This window comes from Escherichia albertii NBRC 107761 = DSM 17582 (assembly GCF_000759775.1).
GTDB classification, from domain to species: Bacteria; Pseudomonadota; Gammaproteobacteria; order Enterobacterales; family Enterobacteriaceae; genus Escherichia; species Escherichia albertii.
Window position 1 is genome coordinate 1 of the sequence record NZ_BBMY01000033.1, and the last position, 25,701, is coordinate 25,701.

The 25,701-nt window shown below is 49.1% G+C and carries 20 protein-coding genes and 2 pseudogenes; 3 read left to right on the forward strand and 19 right to left on the reverse strand.

All coding sequences use genetic code 11. The features are described from left to right. The 12 genes from caiF to EA14781_RS08215 all read right to left on the reverse strand — a co-directional run. A partial coding sequence (caiF, locus tag EA14781_RS08155) for a carnitine metabolism transcriptional regulator CaiF (RefSeq protein ID WP_042335520.1) occupies positions 1–379 on the reverse strand: 379 nt, incomplete at its 3' end. 259 nt (positions 380–638) lie between these two features. Then, a complete protein-coding gene (carB, locus tag EA14781_RS08165; RefSeq protein ID WP_001126337.1) occupies positions 639–3,860 on the reverse strand; it encodes a carbamoyl-phosphate synthase large subunit in 3,222 nt (1,073 codons plus the stop codon). Between the two features lie 17 nt (positions 3,861–3,877). Then, positions 3,878–5,026, reverse strand: a complete 1,149-nt coding sequence (gene carA / locus EA14781_RS08170; RefSeq protein ID WP_002430313.1) for a glutamine-hydrolyzing carbamoyl-phosphate synthase small subunit — start codon at positions 5,024–5,026, stop codon at positions 3,878–3,880. A 455-nt stretch (positions 5,027–5,481) separates the two neighbouring features. Further along, a complete protein-coding gene (gene dapB, locus EA14781_RS08175; RefSeq protein ID WP_000543574.1) occupies positions 5,482–6,303 on the reverse strand; it encodes a 4-hydroxy-tetrahydrodipicolinate reductase in 822 nt (273 codons plus the stop codon). Positions 6,304–6,462: 159 nt separating this feature from the next. Next, positions 6,463–6,828: a DUF805 domain-containing protein gene (locus tag EA14781_RS08180; protein WP_000220876.1), complete on the reverse strand. Its 366-nt coding sequence runs from the start codon at positions 6,826–6,828 to the stop codon at positions 6,463–6,465. A 22-nt stretch (positions 6,829–6,850) separates the two neighbouring features. Continuing rightward, the gene (rihC, locus tag EA14781_RS08185) at positions 6,851–7,765 is read right to left on the reverse strand and encodes a ribonucleoside hydrolase RihC (RefSeq protein WP_001239110.1); all 915 of its coding nucleotides are present in this window, start codon (positions 7,763–7,765) and stop codon (positions 6,851–6,853) included. Between the two features lie 65 nt (positions 7,766–7,830). Continuing rightward, positions 7,831–8,781: a 4-hydroxy-3-methylbut-2-enyl diphosphate reductase gene (gene ispH / locus EA14781_RS08190; RefSeq protein ID WP_001166407.1), complete on the reverse strand. Its 951-nt coding sequence runs from the start codon at positions 8,779–8,781 to the stop codon at positions 7,831–7,833. A gap of 1 nt (position 8,782) precedes the next feature. Next, positions 8,783–9,232, reverse strand: a complete 450-nt coding sequence (gene fkpB / locus EA14781_RS08195; protein WP_000004659.1) for an FKBP-type peptidyl-prolyl cis-trans isomerase — start codon at positions 9,230–9,232, stop codon at positions 8,783–8,785. A 125-nt stretch (positions 9,233–9,357) separates the two neighbouring features. Continuing rightward, positions 9,358–9,852 carry a signal peptidase II gene (gene lspA, locus EA14781_RS08200; RefSeq protein WP_000083387.1) on the reverse strand — a complete coding sequence of 165 codons (495 nt, stop codon included), beginning with the start codon at positions 9,850–9,852 and terminating at the stop codon, positions 9,358–9,360. Then, positions 9,852–12,668 carry an isoleucine--tRNA ligase gene (ileS, locus tag EA14781_RS08205; protein ID WP_001286819.1) on the reverse strand — a complete coding sequence of 939 codons (2,817 nt, stop codon included), beginning with the start codon at positions 12,666–12,668 and terminating at the stop codon, positions 9,852–9,854. Before ileS ends, lspA begins: the two co-directional genes overlap by 1 nt. Before the next feature lie 42 nt (positions 12,669–12,710). Then, on the reverse strand, positions 12,711–13,652 hold the full coding sequence (gene ribF, locus EA14781_RS08210; protein WP_000767343.1) for a bifunctional riboflavin kinase/FAD synthetase: 942 nt from the start codon (positions 13,650–13,652) through the stop codon (positions 12,711–12,713). Between the two features lie 7 nt (positions 13,653–13,659). After that, positions 13,660–13,878, reverse strand: coding sequence for a DUF2575 family protein (locus EA14781_RS08215; protein ID WP_010338300.1), 219 nt, complete (start codon positions 13,876–13,878; stop codon positions 13,660–13,662). A 102-nt stretch (positions 13,879–13,980) separates the two neighbouring features. Here EA14781_RS08215 and rpsT point away from each other — a divergent pair, with 102 nt between their 5' ends. Together rpsT and EA14781_RS25670 are read left to right on the forward strand one after the other, a co-directional pair. After that, positions 13,981–14,244 (forward strand): 30S ribosomal protein S20, encoded by a 264-nt coding sequence (gene rpsT / locus EA14781_RS08220; protein WP_001274021.1) that lies wholly within the window; start codon positions 13,981–13,983, stop codon positions 14,242–14,244. Positions 14,245–14,719: 475 nt separating this feature from the next. Beyond that, positions 14,720–15,287, forward strand: a pseudogene (locus tag EA14781_RS25670) (pentapeptide repeat-containing protein); the annotation flags it as partial. Between the two features lie 187 nt (positions 15,288–15,474). On the opposite strand, the gene nhaR reads toward EA14781_RS25670, so the two are convergent. The 5 genes and pseudogenes from nhaR to EA14781_RS08250 all read right to left on the reverse strand — a co-directional run bounded on the left by nhaR (position 15,475) and on the right by EA14781_RS08250 (position 21,530). Continuing rightward, a complete protein-coding gene (gene nhaR, locus EA14781_RS08230) occupies positions 15,475–16,374 on the reverse strand; it encodes a transcriptional activator NhaR (RefSeq protein WP_002430319.1) in 900 nt (299 codons plus the stop codon). Positions 16,375–16,439: 65 nt separating this feature from the next. After that, complete coding sequence (nhaA, locus tag EA14781_RS08235; protein ID WP_000681379.1) at positions 16,440–17,606, reverse strand: Na+/H+ antiporter NhaA; 1,167 nt, start codon at positions 17,604–17,606, stop codon at positions 16,440–16,442. 248 nt (positions 17,607–17,854) lie between these two features. After that, positions 17,855–19,102 (reverse strand): IS1/IS1595 family N-terminal zinc-binding domain-containing protein, encoded by a 1,248-nt coding sequence (locus EA14781_RS08240; protein WP_000465944.1) that lies wholly within the window; start codon positions 19,100–19,102, stop codon positions 17,855–17,857. 153 nt (positions 19,103–19,255) lie between these two features. Further along, positions 19,256–20,749, reverse strand: coding sequence for a sulfatase family protein (locus tag EA14781_RS08245; RefSeq protein ID WP_000753195.1), 1,494 nt, complete (start codon positions 20,747–20,749; stop codon positions 19,256–19,258). A gap of 20 nt (positions 20,750–20,769) precedes the next feature. Continuing rightward, a pseudogene (locus tag EA14781_RS08250) lies at positions 20,770–21,530 on the reverse strand (outer membrane protein OmpK). A 622-nt stretch (positions 21,531–22,152) separates the two neighbouring features. Here EA14781_RS08250 and mokC point away from each other — a divergent pair. Then, positions 22,153–22,305 (forward strand): type I toxin-antitoxin system toxin MokC, encoded by a 153-nt coding sequence (mokC, locus tag EA14781_RS08255; RefSeq protein ID WP_024164645.1) that lies wholly within the window; start codon positions 22,153–22,155, stop codon positions 22,303–22,305. Between the two features lie 107 nt (positions 22,306–22,412). Here the strand turns inward: mokC and dnaJ are convergent, their stop codons facing one another. Beyond that, a complete protein-coding gene (dnaJ, locus tag EA14781_RS08260; protein WP_001118445.1) occupies positions 22,413–23,543 on the reverse strand; it encodes a molecular chaperone DnaJ in 1,131 nt (376 codons plus the stop codon). A gap of 88 nt (positions 23,544–23,631) precedes the next feature. Then, positions 23,632–25,548 carry a molecular chaperone DnaK gene (dnaK, locus tag EA14781_RS08265; protein WP_000516137.1) on the reverse strand — a complete coding sequence of 639 codons (1,917 nt, stop codon included), beginning with the start codon at positions 25,546–25,548 and terminating at the stop codon, positions 23,632–23,634. Between the last annotated feature and the right edge of the window lie 153 nt (positions 25,549–25,701).

The following is a 25,701-nucleotide window of genomic DNA, read 5'->3' on the forward strand; positions in this document are numbered from 1 at the left end:
CCGACAACATCATCTGCCACTTCTGCTCGCGATTCAGCTCCGTAAGCGGAACGGCTGGAATACGCGGCGTCTTTCTCAGAGCCACTAATTTTTCCCGACTGTTATGCCGCAGACGCGCATAGATTTGCGCATCAATCTCAACCACTTTTACTAACCGCTGACACTGGCATCCCCGCCCTTCCAGCTTATTAGGGATCATCTTAACTTCGCAGCTTATTTCTGCGACTTCCGACAGAATATAAGTCAGGGTATTAATCGCCTTGCTGTGTTCAATATCGAAATGGATAGAAATCTCTCTTGCTGTCACCCACCGGTTTTCAGCCATCATCCATTCGGCGATTAACAAATAGAGTGGTTTTTCAACATATCCTTCACACATACAAACTCCAGTTTCACAAATTAAAAATCTGGCTATGACTTGTTCGGAATGAATAAAACAAGGCCATATTAAAATTGTGGATATATCGATAGTATGCAACTTAACTGTGGATTAGTGTGAGCTAAATCCTGCTTATGCCATCAAAAATATAAATTCCAAGAAAGATTTGCTTTATAGGCAAAAAAACGGTCCTCAGCAGAGAACCGTATTCGTTATTCGATCAAAATAGCGGATAAAAAATATCCGCCATAACACATTATTATTTGATCTGTGCGTGCATTTCCTGTACCGAAATAACTTTTTCGGTCGCATCGGCATTCAGCGCCATCGCAGTGGCAAAACCGCCGTTCAGGGTGGTGTCATAATGCACTTTATATTGCAGCGCACTACGACGAATCACGCGGGAATCTTCAATTGCGCGGCGACCTGAGGTGGTGTTGATGATGTAGGTATATTCGCCATTCTTGATACGGTCCTGAATGTGCGGACGACCTTCATGCACCTTGTTTACCAGACGCGGATTGATGCCCGCTTCGCCCAGCACAATCGCCGTACCGTGGGTCGCATCCAGCTCAAAGCCCTGTTTCAGCAGTTTTGCCGCCAGGTCCACCACGCGCTCTTTGTCACCTTCACGCACGGAGAGCAGCGCACGACCGTGTTTCTTCATGGTGGAGTTGCTACCCAGTTGTGCTTTGGCAAACGCTTCAGCAAAAGTGCGACCCACGCCCATCACTTCCCCGGTAGAACGCATTTCTGGTCCTAACAGCGGGTCAACGCCAGGGAATTTGTTGAACGGCAGCACCACTTCTTTCACCGAGTAATACGGCGGGATAACTTCTTTGGTCACGCCCTGCTCAGCCAGCGTTTTACCTGCCATCACGCGTGCTGCCACTTTCGCCAGCGGTACACCGGTCGCTTTGGAGACGAACGGAACGGTACGCGCTGCACGCGGGTTAACTTCAATCAGGTAGACTTCGTTGTTTTTCACCGCAAACTGCACGTTCATCAGGCCGCGCACCTGCAATTCGAAGGCTAGTTTCTGCACCTGTTGGCGCATCACATCCTGTATTTCCTGGCTTAAGGTGTACGCTGGCAGAGAACATGCGGAGTCACCGGAGTGCACGCCCGCCTGTTCGATATGTTCCATGATGCCGCCAATCAGCACCATTTCGCCGTCGCAGATGGCGTCCACATCGACTTCTACCGCGTCATCGAGGAAGTGGTCCAGCAGTACCGGCGCATCGTTAGACACGCTGACCGCCGTCTGGAAGTAGCGGCGCAGGTCGGCTTCGTCGTAAACGATTTCCATCGCGCGACCGCCGAGAACGTAAGACGGGCGCACCACCAGCGGGTAACCAATCTCTTTCGCCTTCTCTACCGCCATTTCAATGGTGGTCACGGTGGCGTTCGCCGGTTGTTTCAGTTTCAGACGGTCAACCGCGTGCTGGAAACGTTCACGGTCTTCCGCACGGTCGATGGCATCCGGGCTGGTGCCGATAACCGGTACGCCAGCAGCTTCCAGCGCGCGCGCCAGTTTCAGCGGGGTCTGACCGCCGTACTGCACGATAACGCCTTTCGGCTTCTCAATACGCACAATTTCCAGCACGTCTTCCAGGGTTACCGGCTCGAAGTAGAGACGGTCGGAAGTGTCGTAATCGGTGGAAACGGTTTCCGGGTTACAGTTAACCATGATGGTTTCATAACCGTCTTCACGCAGCGCCAGCGAGGCGTGTACACAGCAGTAGTCGAACTCGATACCCTGACCGATACGGTTCGGACCGCCGCCCAGCACCATAATTTTTTCACGGTCAGTAGACGGATTCGCTTCGCACTCTTCTTCATAGGTGGAGTACATGTACGCGGTGTCAGTGGCGAACTCTGCCGCACAAGTATCCACGCGCTTGTAGACCGGATGCAGGTCATACTGGTCACGCAGCTTGCGGATTTCTGCTTCGCGTACGCCCGCCAGTTTTGCCAGGCGCGCATCGGCAAAGCCTTTACGTTTCAACTGGCGCAGGAAGTCAGCGTTCAGGCCAGTGATACCCACTTCTGCCACTTTCTCTTCCAGACGCACCAGTTCTTCGATTTGTACCAGGAACCAGCGATCGATGTTAGTCAGATTAAACACGCCATCCACAGACAGGCCTGCGCGGAAGGCATCGGCGATGTACCAGATACGCTCTGCGCCAGCGTCTTTCAGTTCACGGCGGATTTTAGTCAGCGCTTCCGGGTCATCAAGGCTGACTTTCGGGTCGAAACCCGTCGCGCCAACTTCGAGGCCGCGCAGGGCTTTTTGCAGCGATTCCTGCTGGGTGCGACCAATCGCCATCACTTCGCCAACCGATTTCATCTGGGTGGTCAGACGGTCATTAGCCCCGGCAAATTTCTCGAAGTTGAAGCGAGGAATTTTCGTCACAACGTAATCGATAGACGGTTCGAAGGAAGCCGGAGTGCGACCGCCAGTGATGTCATTCATCAGTTCGTCGAGGGTATAACCGACCGCCAGTTTCGCTGCCACTTTGGCAATCGGGAAGCCGGTGGCTTTCGACGCCAGCGCCGAAGAACGGGATACACGCGGGTTCATTTCGATAACAATCAGACGACCGTTTTTTGGGTTAACCGCAAACTGGACGTTAGAACCGCCGGTTTCCACACCGATTTCACGCAGTACCGCCATCGAGGCGTTACGCATGATTTGGTATTCTTTGTCGGTCAGCGTTTGCGCTGGCGCTACAGTGATGGAATCACCAGTATGGATGCCCATCGCGTCGAAGTTTTCGATAGAGCAGACGATGATGCAGTTGTCGTTTTTATCACGCACCACTTCCATCTCGTACTCTTTCCAGCCTATCAACGACTCATCAATCAGCAGCTCTTTGGTCGGGGAGAGATCCAGACCGCGGGCACAAATTTCTTCAAATTCTTCGCGGTTATAAGCGATACCGCCACCGCTACCGCCCATGGTAAAGGATGGGCGAATAATGCACGGGAAACCAACTTCAGCGGCAACCGCCAGCGCTTCTTCCATTGAGTGTGCGATGCCGGAGCGCGCAGTTTCCAGACCGATTTTCTTCATCGCCACGTCGAAACGGCGACGGTCTTCTGCTTTATCTATCGCGTCAGCGGTGGCACCAATCATAGTGACGCCGAACTCTTCCAGCACGCCCTGACGTTCCAGCTCCAGCGCACAGTTCAGCGCCGTCTGACCGCCCATCGTCGGCAGCACTGCATCCGGGCGCTCTTTTTCAATAATCTTGCGTACCACTTCCCAGTGAATCGGCTCGATGTAGGTTGCATCGGCCATTTCCGGGTCGGTCATGATGGTCGCTGGGTTAGAGTTCACCAGAATGACGCGGTAACCCTCTTCGCGCAGGGCTTTACATGCTTGCGCGCCAGAGTAGTCAAACTCACACGCCTGACCGATAACAATCGGGCCCGCACCCAGAATCAGGATACTTTTTATATCTGTACGTTTTGGCATGGCTCTTTTACTCCTGATTACTTAGCGGTTTTACGGTACTGCTCAATTAACTCGATAAAGTGGTCGAACAACGGCGCGGCGTCGTGCGGACCGGGGCTGGCCTCAGGGTGGCCCTGGAAGCTGAATGCCGGTTTATCGGTGCGATGAATCCCCTGTAACGTACCGTCGAACAGGGATTTGTGTGTCACGCGCAGGTTTGCAGGCAATGTTGCTTCATCCACCGCAAAACCGTGGTTCTGGGCGGTAATCATCACCACATTTTTCTCAACATCTTTAACCGGATGGTTGCCGCCGTGGTGACCAAATTTCATTTTGATGGTCTTCGCACCACTGGCCAGCGCCAGCAGCTGATGACCGAGGCAGATACCAAATACCGGAATATCGGTTTCGAGGAATTTCTGGATGGCGGTAATGGCGTAATCACATGGTGCCGGGTCGCCAGGACCGTTGGAGAGGAAGATGCCGTCTGGATTCATTTTCAGCACATCTTCAGCCGGGGTTTGCGCCGGAACGATGGTCAGGCGACAGCCTCTGTCCACCAGCATACGCAGGATATTGCGTTTGGCGCCGAAATCATAAGCCACCACATGGAACGGCAGCTCGTCTTCTTTTTTCGCTTCTGGCAGGCCGCCGGTCAGCGTCCAGCTCCCTTGTGTCCAGCTATAGGTTTCTGCGGTGGTCACTTCTTTTGCCAGATCCATACCGTTCAGACCTGGGAACGCGCGGGCTTTTTCTAATGCCAGCGCCGCATCCGGGTTATCGCCCGCGATGATGCAACCATTCTGTGCGCCCTTTTCACGCAGCAAACGCGTCAGCTTACGGGTATCGATATCGGCAATCGCCACGATGTTATGGCGTTTCAGGTAAGAAGAGAGGTCTTCGGTATTACGGAAGTTGCTGGCAATCAGCGGCAGGTCGCGAATCACCAGACCTTGGGCATGTACCTGAGAGGATTCTTCATCGGCTTCATTGGTGCCGACATTACCGATATGAGGATAAGTAAGAGTGACGATTTGGCGAGAATAAGAAGGATCAGTGAGGATTTCTTGATAACCGGTCATTGAAGTATTGAAAACGACTTCCCCAACCGCCGAACCTGTTGCCCCTATGGCCCGACCGTGAAACTGGGTTCCGTCTTCCAGAACCAATAGCGCTGACTTAATCAAAACACCCTCCAGAGAATATTCACTCACTTTATTTGCATATTAATTCACAATGATGACGTAAATCAATGCAAATCTGCTTACCGACGAATTTCTGGCAAACGGCGGCATTCTGGAGATAAGTGGGTTAAATGTCAACTTAATGACGGGATTTTTTATATAATTTCGCGGCTCATGCATGTTTTACAGGCATTAAGCGATAAAAATATCGCATAACATTGTCTGGAAAACGCTTGCGTAACGAGAAGATTGCATGAAATAAAAATACGTAGAAAAAAGTGGACCAAATGGTCAAAATTTACATTAAAACAACAAAAACAGAAGGTAAAATAGGTGTTTTTTAGAACTTGATGAAAATTTTCAAACATAATAACAAAAATAAAAGGGCCAAAAATAAAAGCCCTTTGCAATCATGAATATACAACTATTATTCTTGTGCAAAAATAATAGTTTTGTTATTAAAAATCATTGAGTTTAAGCACATCTCGCATATCAAAAAGACCACTTTTCTTGCCACTTAGCCACAATGCCGATCTTATCGCACCGTTAGCAAAGGTCATACGGCTGGAAGCTTTATGGGTAATCTCCAGACGCTCGCCGATATCAGCAAACATGGCAGTGTGTTCACCAACGATGTCCCCCGCCCGTACAGTTGCAAAACCAATAGTACCTGGCACACGTTCACCGGTATGGCCTTCACGACTGTAAACGGCGCAATCTTGCAGCTCTTTATCCAGAGCGTGGGCAATCGCCTCTCCCATTGCCAGCGCAGTACCTGATGGCGCATCCACTTTATGCCGATGATGTGCTTCAATAATTTCGATATCGGTATAGTCCCCCATCACTTTCGCCGCTTTCTCCAGCAACTTAAGCATGACGTTAACACCGACACTAAAGTTGGCGGCAAAGACAATCGCAATATCTTCAGCGGCATTACGAATCGCCAGTTTTCCTGCTTCGTCAAAACCTGTCGTGCCAATCACCATCCCTTTACCGTGCTGGCGGCAAAAAGCCAAATGGTTCAGCGTACCTTCCGGGCGGGTAAAATCGATAAATACATCGAAGTCATCTTTTACCGCATCGAGGCTGCTTTGCACGATAACACCGGTTTTTCCGGCTCCTGCCAGTTCGCCTGCATCGCTGCCCAATAAAGAAGATCCTTCACGCTCCAGCGCCGCACCAAGCTGCACGCCTTCTAATGCCAGCGCCGCCTGAATCAACTGGCGGCCCATACGTCCTCCGGCTCCCGCGATGGCAACGCGGATGTTTGCATCATGCATAGCTATTCTCTTTTGTTAATTGCATAGATCGTTTTCAGAGTAACCAGCGCATTGCTACGCCGCCAGCCAAAAACGCCGATAATTAGAATTTAATGATAAACAGGGAGGGATATCAGTGGAAGGCATGACGCAAAAACGGCCACGTCATGCCCTCTTGCATTATGCCTGGTTTTGTGATTTTGACGGCAGGCAGCACATTATTAGCAGAAATATGCCCGTAAAAGGGATCAACACGACAATAGCAAACCACCACCCCGAATGCCCGATATCGTGCATCCTTCTGACGATTAACGCTATCGCTGGCACAGCAAAAATCAACGTTAAGAGAAATGAAACGGGCAGCGCATAAAAAAGGAAAACACCGTAATCACGGTCAATTGTTGTCGCACACCACCAGCATAAAAGCGGCAGCAAGCAGATAGCGACACTACCACTCATAAACGACCAGAACTCAAAACGGGTGGCAACGCCTTCATAATTAAAGATATTCTTCCCCCCCGCTAAATACGCTTCTCCATACGTCATTAAGCTCCTCCTTGCTCTGCAATTACTTCGCCAGGGCTAAGACCTCAGCTACCCACTGGCGAAAGCCATTCACGTCCAGATCCAGCGCCACCCGAACGTTGGCAGGTTTACCCATGCGACCTTCGATATCCACAACCGTAGTACCGGAGGTAAATTCCCCCTGAGTTTCCACCGCAACAAAACACGGTTTGAGAGTGAACAAGTCCGGGCGCACCAGCCAGGCGATGGCACAGAGATCATGCATTCGCAGACCGCTTTGCATACTGCCGCTGCGATAGTGGCTAAACAGCGCGTGGAGCATTTTTCCGGTGCGATTTAATTCAGGCAACGTGGAGAGATACTCCGGGGTTAACATCGCCTGATTGGTGACGTCCAGACCACACATCACAATATCCAGCCCACTCTGGAAGACCTGAGCAGCAGCTTCAGGATCGACAGCAATATTAAACTCGGCATTTGGTGTTAAATTACCACGCCCCGCTGACCCCCCCATGATCACCAGGCGACGAATATTCGGTTTGCATTCCGGGCATTGCGAGAGCAGTAACGCAATATTGGTCAACGGGCCAATTGCCACCAGCGTAATAGGCTCTGGAGCTGTCATTAACGCATCCCGAATAGCAAGAAAGGCTGGTTTCTCTAATGGTTTTCGGTTGTGCTCAACGAAGTCGTAACCTTCCATGCCTGATTCGCCGTGAACATGCGATGCATCGCGCGGCGCACGCACCAACGGCACGGCAGCCCCCTGAGCGAGAGGGATATCCGCATTCCAGAAATGCAACAGTTGCAGCGCGTTTCGGGTAGTTTTCTGTACGGAAACATTGCCTCCAACGGTAGTCATTAGCTGAAGATCCAGCTCAGGGGCAAAAAGCGCGGCGGCAATTGCCGCAGCATCGTCGATACCGGGATCGGTATCTAAAAAAATTGGCAAACGCATATTTTCTCCATAAAAAATGCCGGTAACAAGACCGGCATTCTCGCATAACTTAGGCTGCTAATGACTTAATCGACTTCACGAATATCCACACGCAGTTCTTTCGGCACTTCGAAAACGATGTTTTCTTCGCGGCCTTCCAGCGGAATAGCTTCGCCGCCGCCAAGCTGCTGTAAACGTGCAACCACATTCTGCACCAGAATATCCGGGGCCGATGCGCCAGCGGTCACGCCAACACAATTGACGCCTTTCACCCACTCTTCCTGGATGTCTGCTGCATCGTCAATCAAAAATGCGTGTCTCCCCATGCGCTGCGCCAGTTCTGCCAGGCGGTTGGAGTTGGAAGAATTTTTCGACCCCACCACTAACACCACTTCCGCCTGCTCCGCCAGAGCGCGTACCGCTTCCTGACGGTTGGTGGTGGCATAGCAAATATCATCTTTACGCGGCCCGACGATTTTCGGGAAGCGTTTACGCAACGCGTCGATCACATCAGATGTGTCATCCACCGACAGGGTGGTCTGGGTCATAAAAGAAAGCTTCCCTTCATTTTTGACTGTCAGTTTCCACACATCTTCCGGCGATTCGACCAGATACATTCCCCCTTCCGGGTTGCTGTACTGGCCCATCGTACCTTCTACTTCCGGGTGACCGGCGTGACCGATGAGAATTGACTCTTCACCACGGCGACTGGCGCGGGCGACTTCCATATGCACTTTGGTCACCAGCGGACAGGTCGCGTCGAATACCGTCAGATCGCGGCTTTTCGCTTCGTTGCGTACCGCCTGAGAAACACCGTGCGCGGAGAAAATCAGAATCGCGCCGTCCGGCACTTCACTAATCTGCTCAATAAAGATAGCGCCACGCTCGCGCAGGCTATCGACCACGTAGCGGTTATGCACCACTTCGTGGCGAACATATATCGGTGCGCCGTAAATGGCCAGCGCGTTTTCAACAATGCTGATAGCGCGGTCTACCCCGGCACAAAAACCACGTGGGTTGGCCAACAGGATCTGCATGTTACGCCTCCAGTGCCGGATCGATTTCCAGCACTTCAATATCAAAATGAACGGTCTGCCCGGCCAGCGGATGGTTGAAATCAACGGTAATGGAGTCGCCGTTAATTTCGCGGATCACGCCAGGCATCTCACTGCCATCCATTGCGGTAAAAAGCATTATTGCGCCAATTTCTGGCTCGCCTGCCTCCATAAACTCCCGACGGGAGAAGTACTGAATCAGGTCCGGTGACGGCACGCCAAACGCCGCATCAGGCTCCAGCGAAAAGGTAGTTTTGTCGCCCACTTTCAGCCCCAGCAGGTGTTGCTCCAGCCCTTCGGAAAGAGAAGCATCACCCAGGCGAAACAGCGCCGGTTTACCGTTGTTGCGAGTAGACTCGGCGGTAGTGCCATCGTCGAGTTTTAGCGTGAAGTGCACCAGGACGGCGCTATTGCTCTGTACAGATTCAGACATGCAGGTTTGCTCTTGTATTTTGAGGATTTTTGCCGGATGCGGCGTAAACGCTTTATCCGGCCTACAATTTCGCAACAATCTGTAGGCCGGATAAGATGCGCTAGCATCGCATCCGGCAGGGTTTATTATTGTTTTTTCGCTTTAGAAGGCAAAAAACCTTCCAGCACAATCAGTGCCGCACCGACACAAATTGCAGTATCGGCGAGGTTGAAGGTGGCAAAGTGCCAGTCGCCGACGTAGAAGTCGATCATATCGACAACGAAGCCGTGCCACAGACGGTCGAACAGGTTGCCCAGCGCGCCGCCAATAATCAGCGCGTAAGCGATATTGTTTAGTTTCTGCGTCGCCTTCGAGCGATACATCATCACCGTCAGGATCACGCTAATACCAATCGCAATACCGGCAAAGAACCAACGCTGCCAGCCGCCGCTATCGGCAAGGAAACTAAACGCCGCACCATAGTTACGCGCATAATGCAGATTAAGCGACGGGAACAGCGAAACTGTATCCCCCAGAGCAAAATTCTGGAGGATCAGGTATTTGCTGCCCAGATCGATAATCAGCACGACGACTACCAGCCACAGCCAGCGTAGTCCTGTTGAACAGATCGATTGACTCATCAGGCAAACTTACGTTTTTCACCGTCACCGGCGACGTTGCTGACACAGCGGCCGCAGATTTCTGCGTGTTCCGCCACCTTGCCGATATCCTGAGTGTAGTGCCAGCAGCGTGGGCACTTCTCACCTTCGGCTTTACTCAACGCGATTTTCAGCCCTTTGAGAACTTCGCTCTGCTGAGCATCAGCAGGAGCGTCATTGTAATCTGCAACGACAGCGCCAGAGGTCAACAGGACAAATCGTAATTCATCACCCAGCGCGGTCAATTTCGCCGCCAGCTCCGGTTCTGCATACAGCGTCACTGCCGCTTCCAGCGAACCGCCCACTTTCTTGTCGGCGCGCGCCTGCTCAATGACTTTGTTCACTTCGCCGCGTACTTGCAACAGTTCATCCCAGAACGCATCGTTCATCGCTTCGCTGTCTGCCAGACCAAACAGGCCTTCGTACCACTCTCCAGTGAAGACGTATTTTTCACGTTCGCCCGGCAGATAGCCCCACACTTCATCAGCGGTGAAGGAAAGAATCGGCGCCATCCAGCGAACCAGCGCTTCTGCGATGTGATACAGCGCAGTCTGGCAGCTACGACGCGCCACGCTGTCTGCTTTGGCGGTGTACTGACGGTCTTTGATGATGTCGAGGTAGAAGGACCCCATCTCAACGGAGCAGAAACGCATCAAGCGCTGTACTACTTCGTGGAAATCGTACGCTTCGTAAGCCTTGAGGATGTCTTCCTGCGCTGCTTTCGCACAGCCCACGGCCCAGCGATCCAGTACCACCATATCTTCCGGTTTCACCATATCTTTTGCCGGATCGAAACCATTGAGGTTTGCCAGCAGGAAGCGTGCAGTGTTACGGATACGACGATAGCTGTCGGCAGCACGTTTCAGGATCTCGTCAGAAACGGCCATTTCACCGGTGTAATCAGTTGATGCCACCCACAGACGCAGAATATCCGCGCCCAGTTTGTTCATCACATCCTGCGGCGAAACGGTGTTGCCGATGGATTTGGACATCTTACGACCCTGACCATCCACGGTGAAGCCATGAGTCAGTACCTGACGATACGGCGCTTTGCCTTTCATCGCGGTGGAGATCATCAAAGAAGACATGAACCAGCCACGGTGCTGGTCAGAACCTTCCAGATACATATCAGCAGCGTGACCGGCAAATTCCGGGCGCACGTCGACAACGGAAGAGTGGGTAGACCCGGAGTCAAACCACACGTCCAGCGTATCCGGTACTTTCACGTACTGGTCAGCGTCGTCGCCGAGGAGCTCTTTCGCATCGAGATCCCACCACGCCTGGATACCGTCAACTTCAACGCGTTTCGCCACTTCCTCCATCAGTTCGAGGGTACGCGGATGCAGCTCTTCAGTGTCTTTATGCACGAACAGTGACATCGGTACGCCCCAGGTGCGCTGACGGGAAATACACCAGTCAGGACGGTTAGCAACCATTGATTCAATACGCGCCTGGCCCCAGTCCGGGATCCACTGTACGCCTTTAATCTCTTTCAGCGACTGCGCACGTAGACCTTTCTGGTCCATGCTGACAAACCACTGCGGCGTCGCGCGGAAGATGATCGGCGTTTTGTGACGCCAGCAGCACGGATAGCTGTGTTGCATTTTCTCAACGTGCAACAGCGCGCCTTTTTCCTGCAACAATGCAATGACAATATCGTTCGCTTTGAAAACGTTAACGCCATCCAGAATCGGGTAAGTGCCCGGCAGATAAGTGCCGTCCGGGCCAACCGGATTAGCGGTTTCCAGACCGTATTTCTGACCGATCACATAGTCATCCGGGCCGTGACCAGGCGCGGTATGAACGGCACCGGTACCGGCATCCAGCGTAACGTGATCACCGAGAATTGCCGGAACATCGAAGTCCATAAACGGATGGGTAAAGCGCAACAACTCCAGCTCGGCACCTTTCACCGTGCCAAGAATGGTGTAATCGGTAACGCCGATACGCTGCATTACGCTTTCAACCAGATCTTTCGCCAGAATCACGGCCTGGCCGTCGATCTGCACCAGCGCATAGTCGAAATCAGGTGCAATGGAGATTGCACGGTTAGCAGGCAGTGTCCACGGCGTGGTGGTCCAGATAACCAACGAAATTGGGCCGTTAACGTTGCTTGCGCCAAATTTTGCTTTCAGCGCATCCTGATCGACCGCCTGGAAAGCGACGTCGATGGACGGAGAAGTTTTGTCGTAATACTCAACTTCCGCTTCAGCCAGCGCAGAACGGCAGTCAACGCACCAGTGCACCGGCTTAGCGCCTTTGTGCAAATGACCGTTGCCAATGATTTTACCCAGCGCGCGGATGATGTTGGCTTCCGTTTTGAAGTCCATGGTCAGGTACGGGTGCGACCAGTCGCCCAGCACGCCCAGACGGATAAAGTCTTTGCGCTGACCGTCAACCTGGGTAGCCGCGTATTCACGGCACTTAGCGCGGAACTCAGCAGCGGTGAATTTCTCACCTGGCTTACCGTATTCTTGCTCTACTTTCAGCTCGATCGGCAGACCATGGCAGTCCCAACCGGGCACATACGGCGAGTCATACCCAGAAAGCCCTTTGGACTTAATGATAATGTCTTTCAGAATCTTGTTAACCGAGTGACCAATATGAATGCTGCCATTCGCATAAGGAGGGCCATCATGCAAAATGAAGGTTTTTTTGCCTTTTTTAGCCGCACGGATGATGCCGTACAGATCATCATCAGTCCAACGCGCCAGCATTCCCGGTTCGCGCTTGGCGAGATCGCCACGCATCGGGAACCCTGTTTCCGGCAAATTCAGGGTTGATTTATAGTCACTCATCAGATTCTCAGTTCCGTATTTCGGTTTGATTACATAACAGGCTTAAGCCGGTTTTGTTAGCCCAAAAAATTCGCGGGCGGTTAATTCATCACGCACAATCTGCGCTTTCAGTTCGTCCAGCGACGCAAATCGCTGTTCATTGCGTATTTTTTTACGCAACACTACTTGTATATGGCGACCGTAAAGGTCCATTACAACATCTAATAAATGCACTTCCAGTTGCTGGCGAATACCTGCAACTGTTGGGCGCGTTCCGATGTTTGCGACACCAGGCAACGGCTTTTCGCCGAGGCCCAGCACTTCCACCGCATAAACCCCTTTAACCGGGGAAACCTGACGACGCAGCGGCACATTCGCCGTCGGGAAACCAATAGTGCGCCCTAGCTCATCACCGTGAACAACACGCCCGGAGATGGCAAACGGGTGCCCCAGTAAACTTTCGGCCAGGACCAGATTGTCATCCGCCAGTGCCTGACGCACGGCGGTGCTGCTGATACGCACACCACCTTCGCAGAAAGTTTGCGTGCTGGTGATGTCGAAGCCATATTCAGCGCCAGCTTTCTGTAATAACAAGAAATCGCCTTCACGACCAGCGCCAAAGCGGAAATCATCGCCGACAGCAAGAAATTTTACCCGCAAATGCTTCACCAGAAGGTCACTGATGAAATTTTGCGCTGTCAGCGCCGCAAAGCGTCTGTCAAAACGCACGCACAGCACGTAATCCACGCCGCACTCAGCGAGGTAACGCAGTTTTTCCCGCATCCTGGTCAGGCGTGCCGGGGCTTTATCAGTCGCAAACAGCTCCAGCGGTTGAGGCTCAAAAATCATCACCATCACTGGCAAACTGCGTTTGCGCCCTTCTTCCTGCAAGCCCTGCAACAGCGCGCGATGACCGCGATGCACGCCGTCAAAATTACCAATAGTCAGCACACACCCCTCCTGTGGGGCCTGGCTGAGATTATGTATGCCGCGTATCAGCTTCATGTCTGGCTCAAAACAGTGAAAATCGTCCGAGTATACCTTGTACAGCGGTCAAGGTTAACCGGCGATTGGGTACCGAAATCAGAAAGAAGTGGCTTTTCATTGCTATGGCGCAAATCACGGGAAGAAACTGACCGCCTGCAGCAATTTTTATCGTGGAAAAGCTGTATTCGCACCACGCAAGCTGGTAGAATCCTGCGCCATCACTACGTAACGAGCGTCGGCACATTAACGGCGCTTATTTGCACAAATCCATTGACAAAAGAAGGCTAAAAGGGCATATTCCTCGGCCTTTGAATTGTCCATATAGAACACATTTGGGAGTTGGACCTTGGCTAATATCAAATCAGCTAAGAAGCGCGCCATTCAGTCTGAAAAGGCTCGTAAGCACAACGCAAGCCGTCGCTCTATGATGCGTACTTTCATCAAGAAAGTATACGCAGCTATCGAAGCTGGCGACAAAGCTGCTGCACAGAAAGCATTTAACGAAATGCAACCGATCGTGGACCGTCAGGCTGCTAAAGGTCTGATCCACAAAAACAAAGCTGCACGTCATAAGGCTAACCTGACTGCACAGATCAACAAACTGGCTTAATCGCCAATTTGCTGAAGCTTTGTGAAAAAGCCCGCGCAAGCGGGTTTTTTTATGCCTGTCGTTTTTGTGAGAACACAAAGCCGATTGACAGAGTCTCAACGGCTGCGAGTTCATGCAAAGCTCTCGCTATGATTACCCACTAAATCCGCACTCTTTGTGGGTTCACAATACGACTCGACTGATGCAGTCTGAATAAGATTCTCTACTCAATCTAAAAGTTTCGATAAAAATTGGGAAGGTTGGTGCAAAATGAGGAATAAAACTCAAAGCGGATCTATTTCTGAATTAATTTTTCATATACTTTAACCATCTATAAATATCTGCTTATTAAATCTTATAAATCACCAACAATATTCAATATATATTAAACATTCATTTCTCTTGCTTTTATTAAAAAGAATGAGCGATTTTTGATAGTAGTCGTATTTACTCTTAAAATAAAGTGTAAAAAATTATTCACCTTCAAGGAATGATAATGACAGATGGTATCTATACTTCGCCACATTACCTTTATAAATCAAATACAGCAGAAGATATGTTAGTAAAAAAAACAAGAAAATATGAGCTATTAAAAATATTTTGCGATTATAAAGCTGAGTTCATAATATTATTTGACGATTTTTACAGAAGCCAACATTTACCTACACCATCGCCGGCTATTCATGTTTTTTTTCAACACACTCATCTGATAGACGCACATTTTTATAGATGTAAACTCATAGAACACACTGTTCAATTTTCTTTTTTACAACATCAGAATATTACATTACTTAGTCTGTATGTTTTTGATGACAGGACAAATAAATATATTTCTGATAATATTAAGATATCCCATGATTGCTATCTAAAATTCATTAATTTCTTAAAGATAAACTTCAATCAGAAAATATACTCAAATTTATATACGCCTGAAACATTTTATGAGGCCTGCAACAATCTCCAGTCATTTTATGAACGCCTGGAGATATCGCAAAACGGGAAGCACCCGGGAAATAGACAAATATAAAGGCCATCTTAGTCAGGAAATTAAAAAATACCTTCAAGCTATCAACGAATGTATAACCCTGATGAAAAGTATTGCTCATTAGAGACGTAAATATCATTATAACGGGATAATCATTGAGTGTGCGGAGTCACAACATACAAAAAATACCATTAAAGTTCATTCCCAAATCGCGGTTATATGCAACTAACCCGTCTCCCCCATTTTGCCTTTGGGGGAGCTACCGATTAACGCGCCGCTGGGCTAAAAAGCGCAGAGTAATCCGTATTACAAATACGCTGTACCGCCGGATGCTGAATCATCCGTTCAGCAAATATGGCATGGTACTCTTCCATCACATTCTCAACGCGACCAATTTCGACAATAGCCTCATCTGCGTAGAAGTCCTGTGCGTAAAGCGTCGGCGCCACAAAAATCGCATTGTGCATTGCACCAAATGCTTTCATCAATGCGGCATCATCAAACTCGCCAAGAATCTCGACATTTAATCCCTGGGAGTTGAACCAGTTAAGCAATTTGCGCCCCAGCATAGAGCGGCGCCCTGGAATCAATAACCGCCGTTCCTCCAGACAAGCAGGGAACGGTTTTTCCGGTGGTGGATTTGTACACCAGAAGCTCACGCCGCATTCCCCAATTCTCACGGAAAACAGCCCTTCCTGCTGCGTGGAGTCTATCGGACAATCGGAAATTATCATGTCCAGTTTATGCTGACTTAACTGTTCCAGTAGCATCTCGTGGGTAGATTCAAAGCAACGAAGATGAATTGCCTCTCCTTCTACCACTGCGGCATTCAGCACGCGACTAACCAAACGTTTGGAAAGCGCATCGGCCACACCAACATCAAACAGCAAATTGGACTCTTTGCGATAATTCACAATATCCAGCATTTCCTGGCTCAATGTGAACATTTTATCGGCATAGCGATAAACCAGTTCGCCCAATTCGCTGGGCTCCAGCCCCCGTCCTTTGCGCTTAAATAATTTCCCTTGCAAACGCTCTTCCAGCGCCCTGATTTGCCCGGTGATGGTTTGTGGCGTTAAATAAAGCGCTTCCGCTGCACCAACCACGGAACCTTCTTTGTAGACATGCCAGAAGTAATACAAGTGGTTGTAATTGATATGAGACATGCTCATTTCTCTCCCTGATAAGAATAAAAAGGGAGCCGTTTATGGCTCCCCGGTACATAGTCCTGTCAAACTGATGGACGTAAACGAACACGTAACCAGCTATATCCAATTACTGCCGAAGAGATCGAGCCCACCAGAATGCCTAATTTTGCCCAGTTAATCAGTTCTGGATCTACGCTACCAAAGGCCAGGCTGGCAATAAAGATAGACATAGTAAAACCGATACCGCACAGGATCCCAACCGCCATAATTTGCGGGTAAGTCGTTCCTTCCGGCAAATGCGCCACTTTCAAACGCAACGCCAGCCAGCAGAACAGGCTAATACCCAGCGGCTTGCCAATCAGCAACCCCGCGATAATCCCCAACGGCAGAATGGAGGCCAGACCATCCAGCGTAACCCCCTGTAAAGAGACACCGGCATTAGCAAATGCAAACAGAGGCAAAATCAGATACGCCACCCACGGATGCAATACATGCTCCAGACGCTTAGCAGGGGAACGCCCATGCTTCTCTTTCAACGGAATAAAGAAGCCGACAATGACGCCTGCCAGCGTTGCATGGACTCCCGACTTCAATACCGCCGTCCACAGCACCACGCCAACCAGAATATAAATTCCCGTACGGCGTACGCCACAAATATTCAATGCGGCGAGTACGGCTATCGCGACAGCCGCAACGCCGAGCGAGGCCATTGACAGATCATTCGTGTAGAACAAGGCGATAATGATGATAGCGCCCAGATCGTCGATAATCGCCAGCGCCATCAAGAAGATCTTCAGAGCCAACGGTACACGGCTTCCCAGCAGTGCCAGGACTCCCAGCGCAAAGGCGATATCAGTTGCAGCCGGAATCGCCCATCCCTCGCGAGTGATGGGATCGGCATAGTTAAAGGCCAGATAGAGCAATGCCGGAACGATCATCCCGCCGATGGCGGCGATAACCGGAAACGCAGCCTGAAGCAGACTCGCCAACGAACCTTGCATTAACTCACGCTTAACTTCCAGACCGACCAGCAGGAAAAATACCGCCATCAGAGCGTCATTTATCCATAACAGCATGTTTTTGTTGATCTCAAGCGAACCAACCCGGAGCTGAACTGGCGTCTCAAGGAAGTCATGATACCATCCGCTGGTTGCGCCGCTGTTGGCCATAATCATCGCCAGAACAGCGGCAATAATGAGAATAATGCCTCCCGAGGCATCACTGCTAAAGAATCGATGCAGGTGTTTCACTTTTTATTACTCTTTAAGGTGAATAGATCGTTTTTACTATCTTACTCTGCAGGAATCATCGTTAAAATCAGATTATATAGTAGGAATTACTCGTTTTTTACGAATCATTCAAAGGATAGTGACATCCACAATGATGAGGTTTTTTGATCACCAGGAAGGGTTGCAGGTGATCTTAAGCAAAATTAATCATAGCCTAATGTCACGTTTTCATGATGTTTTATTCAGAAAAGTCATCATTAAATCGCGGGTTATGACAGTTGTCTGTTCCAGAGATGCTTCAGATAATCTAACGTTGAGGCAACGTTAGCTGGTGACATGCGGTTTATCGATGGCAGAAAAGGATGACGTTCCACGTAATTTATAAAACCACTGGCGCTTTTCAACGTCGCTCGTTTCATATCGTTAATCTTCTTGCTCCCGGTAAGGTTGCAAACAGCCATGGAATAGTCACGAGTAGAAAATGCGCGCCAGACATTGTTTCGCACACCACCGCTAAGAAACAATCGTGATACGGCCTCCAGACATACTGGCGCAGTCCCGCGTTCTTTCACAAAAGAAATATGGCACCGACCATGGCGTATATCCTGAAGGTTAGCCATCAAACAGCCGCCTAATATGAAACACTCTTGATCAAGATAATGCTGAACATTTAGGGTGTGCTCATGGGTCAGTATTCTGACCAGTTCAAAATGGCGATAAGCGGGAAGTACAGGCTTTACCAACATCCCTGGATCGTTTTGATGTAAAACAGCAGGACCATAATCAATATCAAATAATGTTTCACGCCGCATAGTGAGTAACTCTTTGCGTTGCACGTGATGTACCAGCGTGCCGGGAGGCATACGTTCTTCATAGCTTGATGTATATTGATAATGTTGCTCTACGGCAAGTGGAGAGTAATTGGTTGAAATAGCAACAACTCTACCGCTTTGTTCTTCTGCGGTAACCAGTATATAAAGATAGTTATTGCTACCATTATACTTTACACGAAAGGCACGGGTACTAAGGGAAATATCAAAAGCAGAGATGAACTGCCGGCTTTCTTTATAATTTGCTTCCCGCGCTAATTTTATTAATTCACGGTTAAGTCCGGTACTATTAAGCAATAATGAGTTTCTGATATCTGTAAGTGAAACGCCTTGCTCAATCATCAATGCCAGTTGAGTTCTCCGCGGAGTTGTATTTATATGTTCCAGACTAATAAATGTTTTATCGCAATGATGACAATACATTCTTCGCTGGCCCTGTGCTGAATAACCATATTTTCTCAGAGATGTGCTCCCGCAAGCAGGACACTGTTGAATCACGCCTCGCCATGAATGATTAACGATATTACGATAAAGATTCAGAGAGCGTTCAGATATCACTGGAAACAAATAGCCACACTCCCGACATAAAATATTTTTCCCCTGCGCAACATAATCCACGCTATTCAGCCCCCCCAGATTTTTACAACCCAGTGTTTTGCAGCAATCGACATTTACGTTGAAAAACATATCCACTCCCTGTGAATTGTTGCCATATGTTTGTATTCTTCAGTCTGTTCAGGATAGTCCGGTTGCCAGGAAAAGAACCTGATTCAGTGCATGCACTGAATCAGGCGGGCACAGCCCTAAATGGCATACTTCACATTAGTTATAATTATTAGATTAACCCCAGGTCACCGCTTCTGGTTTATCTCCTCGGGCTTTCATTAATGAATCATTATCAATATCAGATTTGTATTTTAAGAATTTACCATACATTTGTTTTTCAATATCTGCTTTTTTGCCTATCAGATTCATAGTTTCAAAACGATCGGTTTTAAGGTTGTATAAATACTTCGGTTTATTATTACGGTCGATGATCATTTTCCAGTCACCATCACGGATTGCCCATTCATCTGTCGGATCATCCTGAAATGGCATGTCAATTCCGAAGATTAGCGGCTTCTCACGTTTTAGCGTTTTGTTCTCAAGGACAGGAACTAATGATTCACCATCGAAGGTACGATCGGCTGGCAGTTTAAAATTCATCATTTTCGCCAGGGTAGGCATCCAGTCGAGACCATAAACAGGCGTATCTGAAACCATTCCCTGTGGAAGATGTTTACCATATTTAATAATAGCCGGGACACGGATCCCGCCTTCCCAAAGATTATCTTTACGACCGCGTAATCCATCCGTTTCCCCTGCCAGGTTCAGCTCATAGACCTTACGTGCTTCACGTGTGACCGGGCCATTGTCACTGGTAAAAATAACGATTGTGTTGTCTTCTTCACCCATCGCTTTGATTTTATCCAGTACCTTTCCGACCTGTGCATCCAGATAACTGATATTGGCATAATATTCCCCTGTACCACGCCAGGGTTTGTCTGCCCAATCGCCATAAAATAAATCAGGATGCTGCTTCTGATACGCACTCATATATTGTGAGTACATATCGAGGTACTGTTTTGGCGAAGCCAGCGGGCTGTGTACTTCAGTAAAAGCGACATAGAGGAAGAAAGGGTTGCTATCCTTTTTATTATCCAACCAATTGACAACTTCTGAACTGACATACTCTCCGCTCATTTTATCGGCTCGCGGAGTGGGTTGCCCGTTACGCAGCCAGCCAGTCGGGTAGACCATGCCATAACGCGGTCGCTCCTTAGCATTATCCAGCATCGCATCTGTGACAAATCCAGCCGTATTGACCAGCGAATAATCAAAACCCATATCTTTAGCTTGTGGCTGATCAAGTCGATCGCCACCAGCATTAAGATGTAGTTTACCCATCATCGCCGTGTCGTATCCTTGCGCTTTTAGCAAATTAGCAATGGTTAATTCATTACGCCCCAGCGCCACATCTTTTCCCGCCGGGATCCATGAGCGAATACCTGTACGAAATGGCATCCGGCCTGTTAATAGCCCTGCGCGTGAAGGTGAACTTAAGGGAGCAGGAGCATAGTAGTCAGTAAATTTGACCCCTTCCTGAGCAAGCCTGTCGATATTAGGGGTTTTAACAATCTGATGACCATAGGTTGCCAAATCACCATAGCCTAAATCATCAGCCATAATGATGACTAAGTTAGGTTGTTTAGTTTCTGCTGCTAACGCAGGGTTAAAAACATTTCCTGTGCAAACTGCAAGGCCGATCAAACTGGCCATTAATGTTTTCTTCATAATAATTCCCTGATAAAAAATTAGAAATCATAACCAAGCATATAAATCATTTGATCGCCAAAACCATCGTAGCCCAATTTATTATCAAAATAACGCCACGTCACACTGGCTTTCCAACGAGGATAAAATTTCCAGGCTAATGTTAAACCGCCATTCAGCCCATTACGGCCAAATTGTTGCTCCGTATAGGCATCATTTCTGTCCAGTTCTATTTCATTCCAGTTAGATAAAACAAATTTCTCGTCAAATAACGTAAAAGGTAATACTGCTGTCCAGCCAACAACATAACCATTCCAGCCATTCGTTTGACCATATTTAGCTGATACATAGTCTCCAGATTGGTTATGTAATCCAATATACGGTTTAAAAATCCCCATTCACCATTCCAGCCGAGGTAGCCTAAACCGTAAAACATATCCAGATCGTCACTCCATGAGTTATCCCATTGGCCATAAATCTTGCCAAAGAATGTCATATCGGAGTCAAAGAGTCTGACATGCGTCATTGCAGAAACCGTATGATTTCGCCCTGCTACAGCATGGTTAAGCACATTACTTTCATAAAAGGAGTAAAACTCTGCTTCTTTGAAGTTAACCCCAAAGTCCGCAGTCACTTTCCATACTTCACCACGATGGGTGTTTACAAATCCGCTATTCCAGTCGGCATAACCCGCATTTATTGAGCCGAAAGCGCCTTTATATTCTAATGAAGAATATGCCGGGAAATGGTAGATAGCCGTTGTCAGGGCACATGCAATAAGAACTCGTCTTCTGGCTGACATATAAAATATTCTCCATTCATTGTTTTTATGATTCCATCGAAACTAATACATCAGATAATTCATTTTTATTAAGAACAACCAGGAAAGTATATTTAAAGCCAGGAGTTGAAGCGTGATGGAGATCGCAGAATACTTTTGCAATCAAGTGAAGAACTATCGTGTTTCAAAAAATGTGTCTATTTTTTAAATCACCCTTTGATTTATAGGCATATTTTAATCATGAAATGACAATTCAGTTTCAGTATTGCGTATTTATCATTAGTGAAAGCAATTACGTCCTCAAGTAATAACTCTCCATTCAGGTACAGCATAAATTTAAGATTTGTTTTACACGCTCCTTTTTGTAAATTAAAAGACATCAGGAAGTTAAAATCAGTGATACGCTAAAAATTAACTCTACAAAAATGCGAGACGTCTTCAGAAAAATAATTGATAAAACAGAAGTTAATTAAATGCGAAGTATAATAACGGCGGGTGCTTGAGGCTGTCTGTCTCAGGCATTAGCTGGATGGCAGATAGAGAAAAGCCCCGAGTGATATTTTACCATCAACCCGAGGCCCCCTATATGCAGAACACATGTAGAGTGCCTCTTACTGACCGTAAGGTCAAGGAGAAGAGAGCAATGAAGCAGCATAAGGCGATGATTGTCGCCCTGATCGTCATCTGTATCACCGCCGTAGTGGCGACGCTGGTAACGAGAAAAGACCTCTGTGAGGTTCACATCCGAACTGGCCAGACGGAGGTTGCTGTTTTCACGGCTTACGAATCCGAGTAAGAGCAACGGCGGGGAGTGATCCCCGCCACTTTACAGGTGCTCGCTCGCATATCTTCAACGCACCCTATTTTTACCCTGGCCTGCCCACGGGCAGGCTTTTGGGGAGGTTAGCGAGTCAGATCGTCGAAAAACTTCTTCACGCCATCAAAGAAGCTCTTCGAACGCGGGCTGTTGTGTTCGCCGGTTGGGCCACCGAAGCTTTCTTGCAGCTCTTGTAACAGCTGTTTCTGCTTCTCGTTCAGGCCTACCGGTGTTTCGACAACTACGCGACACAGCAGATCGCCCTGTGCGCCGCCACGGACAGACTTCACGCCTTTACCGCGCATACGGAACAGCTTGCCGGTCTGGGTTTCGCCAGGCACTTTCAGTTTGACGCGACCATCAAGGGTCGGGACTTCGATTTCGCCGCCAAGTGCAGCCATAGCAAAGTTGATTGGTACTTCGCAATACAGGTTGTTGCCTTCACGCTCGAAAATCGGGTGCTGTTTAACCTGAACCTGAACATACAAATCGCCTGCTGGTGCGCCGTGTTCGCCCGCTTCACCTTCGCCCGCAAGACGGATGCGGTCACCTGTATCCACCCCTGCCGGGATTTTAACGGACAGCGTTTTACTGCGCTCAACACGACCATGACCATGACATTTGTTGCACGGATCTTTGATCAGCGTACCGCGGCCCTGACAGTGTGGACAGGTCTGCTGTACGGCGAAGAAACCCTGGCGCATCTGCACCTGACCAGAACCATGACAGGTCGGACAGGTCTGCGGCTGCGTGCCTGGTTTTGCACCGCTACCGTGGCAAACATCACACTCTTCCAGAGTCGGAATGCGGATCTCTTTGGTCACGCCACGTACAGCTTCTTCGAGGGTGAGCTCCATGTTATAGCGTAAATCAGCACCACGTGCCGCACGTTGACGACCACGTCCGCCGCCAAAAATATCGCCGAAAACGTCACCAAAAATATCGCTGAAGTCTGCGCCGCCGCCAAAACCGCCGCCGCCCATGCCGCCTTGCTCAAACGCCGCATGACCATACTGATCGTATGCCGCGCGTTTTTGCGAATCGGTCAGAACTTCATAAGCTTCCTTGATCTCTTTAAATTTCGCTTCGGCCTCTTTATCACCCTGGTTACGGTCCGGGTGATATTTCATGGCCAGGCGTTTGTAGGCCTTTTTGATTTCACGCTCTTCCGCTGATTTGGAAACGCCTAAAATCTCGTAATAGTCTTGCTTAGCCATCTCTTTTTATTTGCCCCTGGATGAATGCACGGGCGGAGAGGAAAATCCCCTTCGCCCGTGTCAGTATAATTACCCGTTTATAGAGCGATTATTTTTTGTCTTTGACTTCTTCAAACTCGGCGTCGACAACATCGTCATCTTTCGCGTTGTTTGCAGAAGTATCAGCACCGGCAGTCTGCTGCTGGGCATGTTGCTGCTGGGCGATTTCCATCAGTTTCTGAGAAACCTGCGCCAGTTCCTGCATTTTCGCTTCGATAGCGGCTTTGTCTTCACCTTTCAGAGCGGTTTCCAGTGCAGTCAGCGCAGATTCGATAGCAGTTTTGTCGTCAGCCGGCAGTTTGTCGCCTGCTTCTTCAACCTGCTTACGGGTGCTGTGCAGCAGATGGTCGCCCTGGTTACGGGTCTGTACCAGCTCTTCAAACTTACGGTCAGCTTCGGCGTTCGCTTCCGCGTCACGTACCATTTTCTGGATTTCATCTTCGTTCAGACCAGAAGAAGCCTTGATGGTGATCTTCTGCTCTTTACCGCTGTTTTTATCTTTCGCGGAAACGTGCAGGATACCGTCAGCATCGATATCGAAGGTCACTTCGATCTGCGGCATGCCGCGCGGTGCCGGGTTGATACCATCCAGGTTGAACTGACCCAGAGATTTGTTATCAGCCGCACGTTTACGTTCACCCTGCAGCACGTGGATAGTTACCGCGGACTGGTTGTCTTCAGCGGTAGAGAACACCTGGCTGTGCTTGGTCGGGATAGTGGTGTTTTTCGCGATAAGCGTCGTCATTACACCGCCCATGGTTTCGATACCCAGAGACAGCGGGGTAACGTCCAGCAGCAGTACGTCTTTTACGTCACCAGTCAGAACCCCCCCCTGAACAGCAGCACCGATGGCTACAGCTTCGTCTGGGTTAACGTCTTTACGCGGCTCTTTACCAAAGAACTCAGCAACTTTCTTCTGAACCATTGGCATACGAGTCTGACCACCAACGAGGATAACGTCGTCGATATCAGATACGGACAGGCCAGCGTCCTGCAGTGCAACTTTCAGCGGCTCGATGGAACGGTTCACCAGGTCTTCCACCAAGCTTTCCAGTTTTGCGCGAGTCACTTTGATGTTCATGTGTTTCGGACCGGTCGCGTCTGCAGTGATGTACGGCAGGTTAACGTCGGTCTGCTGAGCGGAAGACAGTTCGATTTTCGCTTTTTCTGCCGCTTCTTTCAGGCGCTGCATTGCCAGCGGATCATTACGCAGGTCAATGCCCTGATCTTTCTTGAATTCTTCAACCAGGTAGTTGATCAGACGGCTGTCGAAGTCTTCACCACCCAGGTGGGTATCACCGTTGGTTGCCAGAACTTCGAAGGTTTTTTCGCCATCAACTTCGTCGATTTCGATAATAGAAATATCGAAAGTACCACCACCCAGGTCATAAACCGCGATAGTACGGTTGCCAGTACCTTTGTCCAGACCATAAGCCAGTGCAGCAGCGGTCGGTTCGTTGATGATACGTTTTACTTCCAGACCAGCGATACGACCTGCGTCTTTGGTTGCCTGACGCTGAGCATCGTTAAAGTATGCCGGTACGGTGATAACAGCTTCAGTTACCGGTTCGCCCAGGTAATCTTCCGCAGTTTTCTTCATTTTTTTCAGCACTTCAGCAGAAATCTGCGGCGGTGCCATTTTCTGGCCTTTAACTTCGACCCATGCGTCGCCGTTATCGGCTGCAATAATTTTGAACGGCATGATGGAAACATCACGCTGTACTTCTTCGTCCTGGAAGCGGCGGCCAATCAGGCGTTTAATCGCAAACAGGGTGTTTTGCGGGTTCGTCACTGCCTGACGTTTAGCCGGCTGACCAACCAGAGTTTCACCATCCTGGGTATAGGCAATGATAGAAGGCGTGGTGCGATCGCCTTCGGCGTTCTCCAGCACACGAGGAGTGGTGCCATCCATAATCGCTACACAAGAGTTGGTAGTACCCAGGTCGATACCAATAATTTTACCCATCTAAACGTCTCCACTATATATTCGGTCATCATGTGGTTGTGAGTCTGTAATAGGGGCGAAACATCTGGTTTCAACTGCCCAATTTCATTTTTTTGCAGACTCACTCACTGCGGTTGACTACTAAATGGGGTCGTAACCCACGTCATCAAGGGG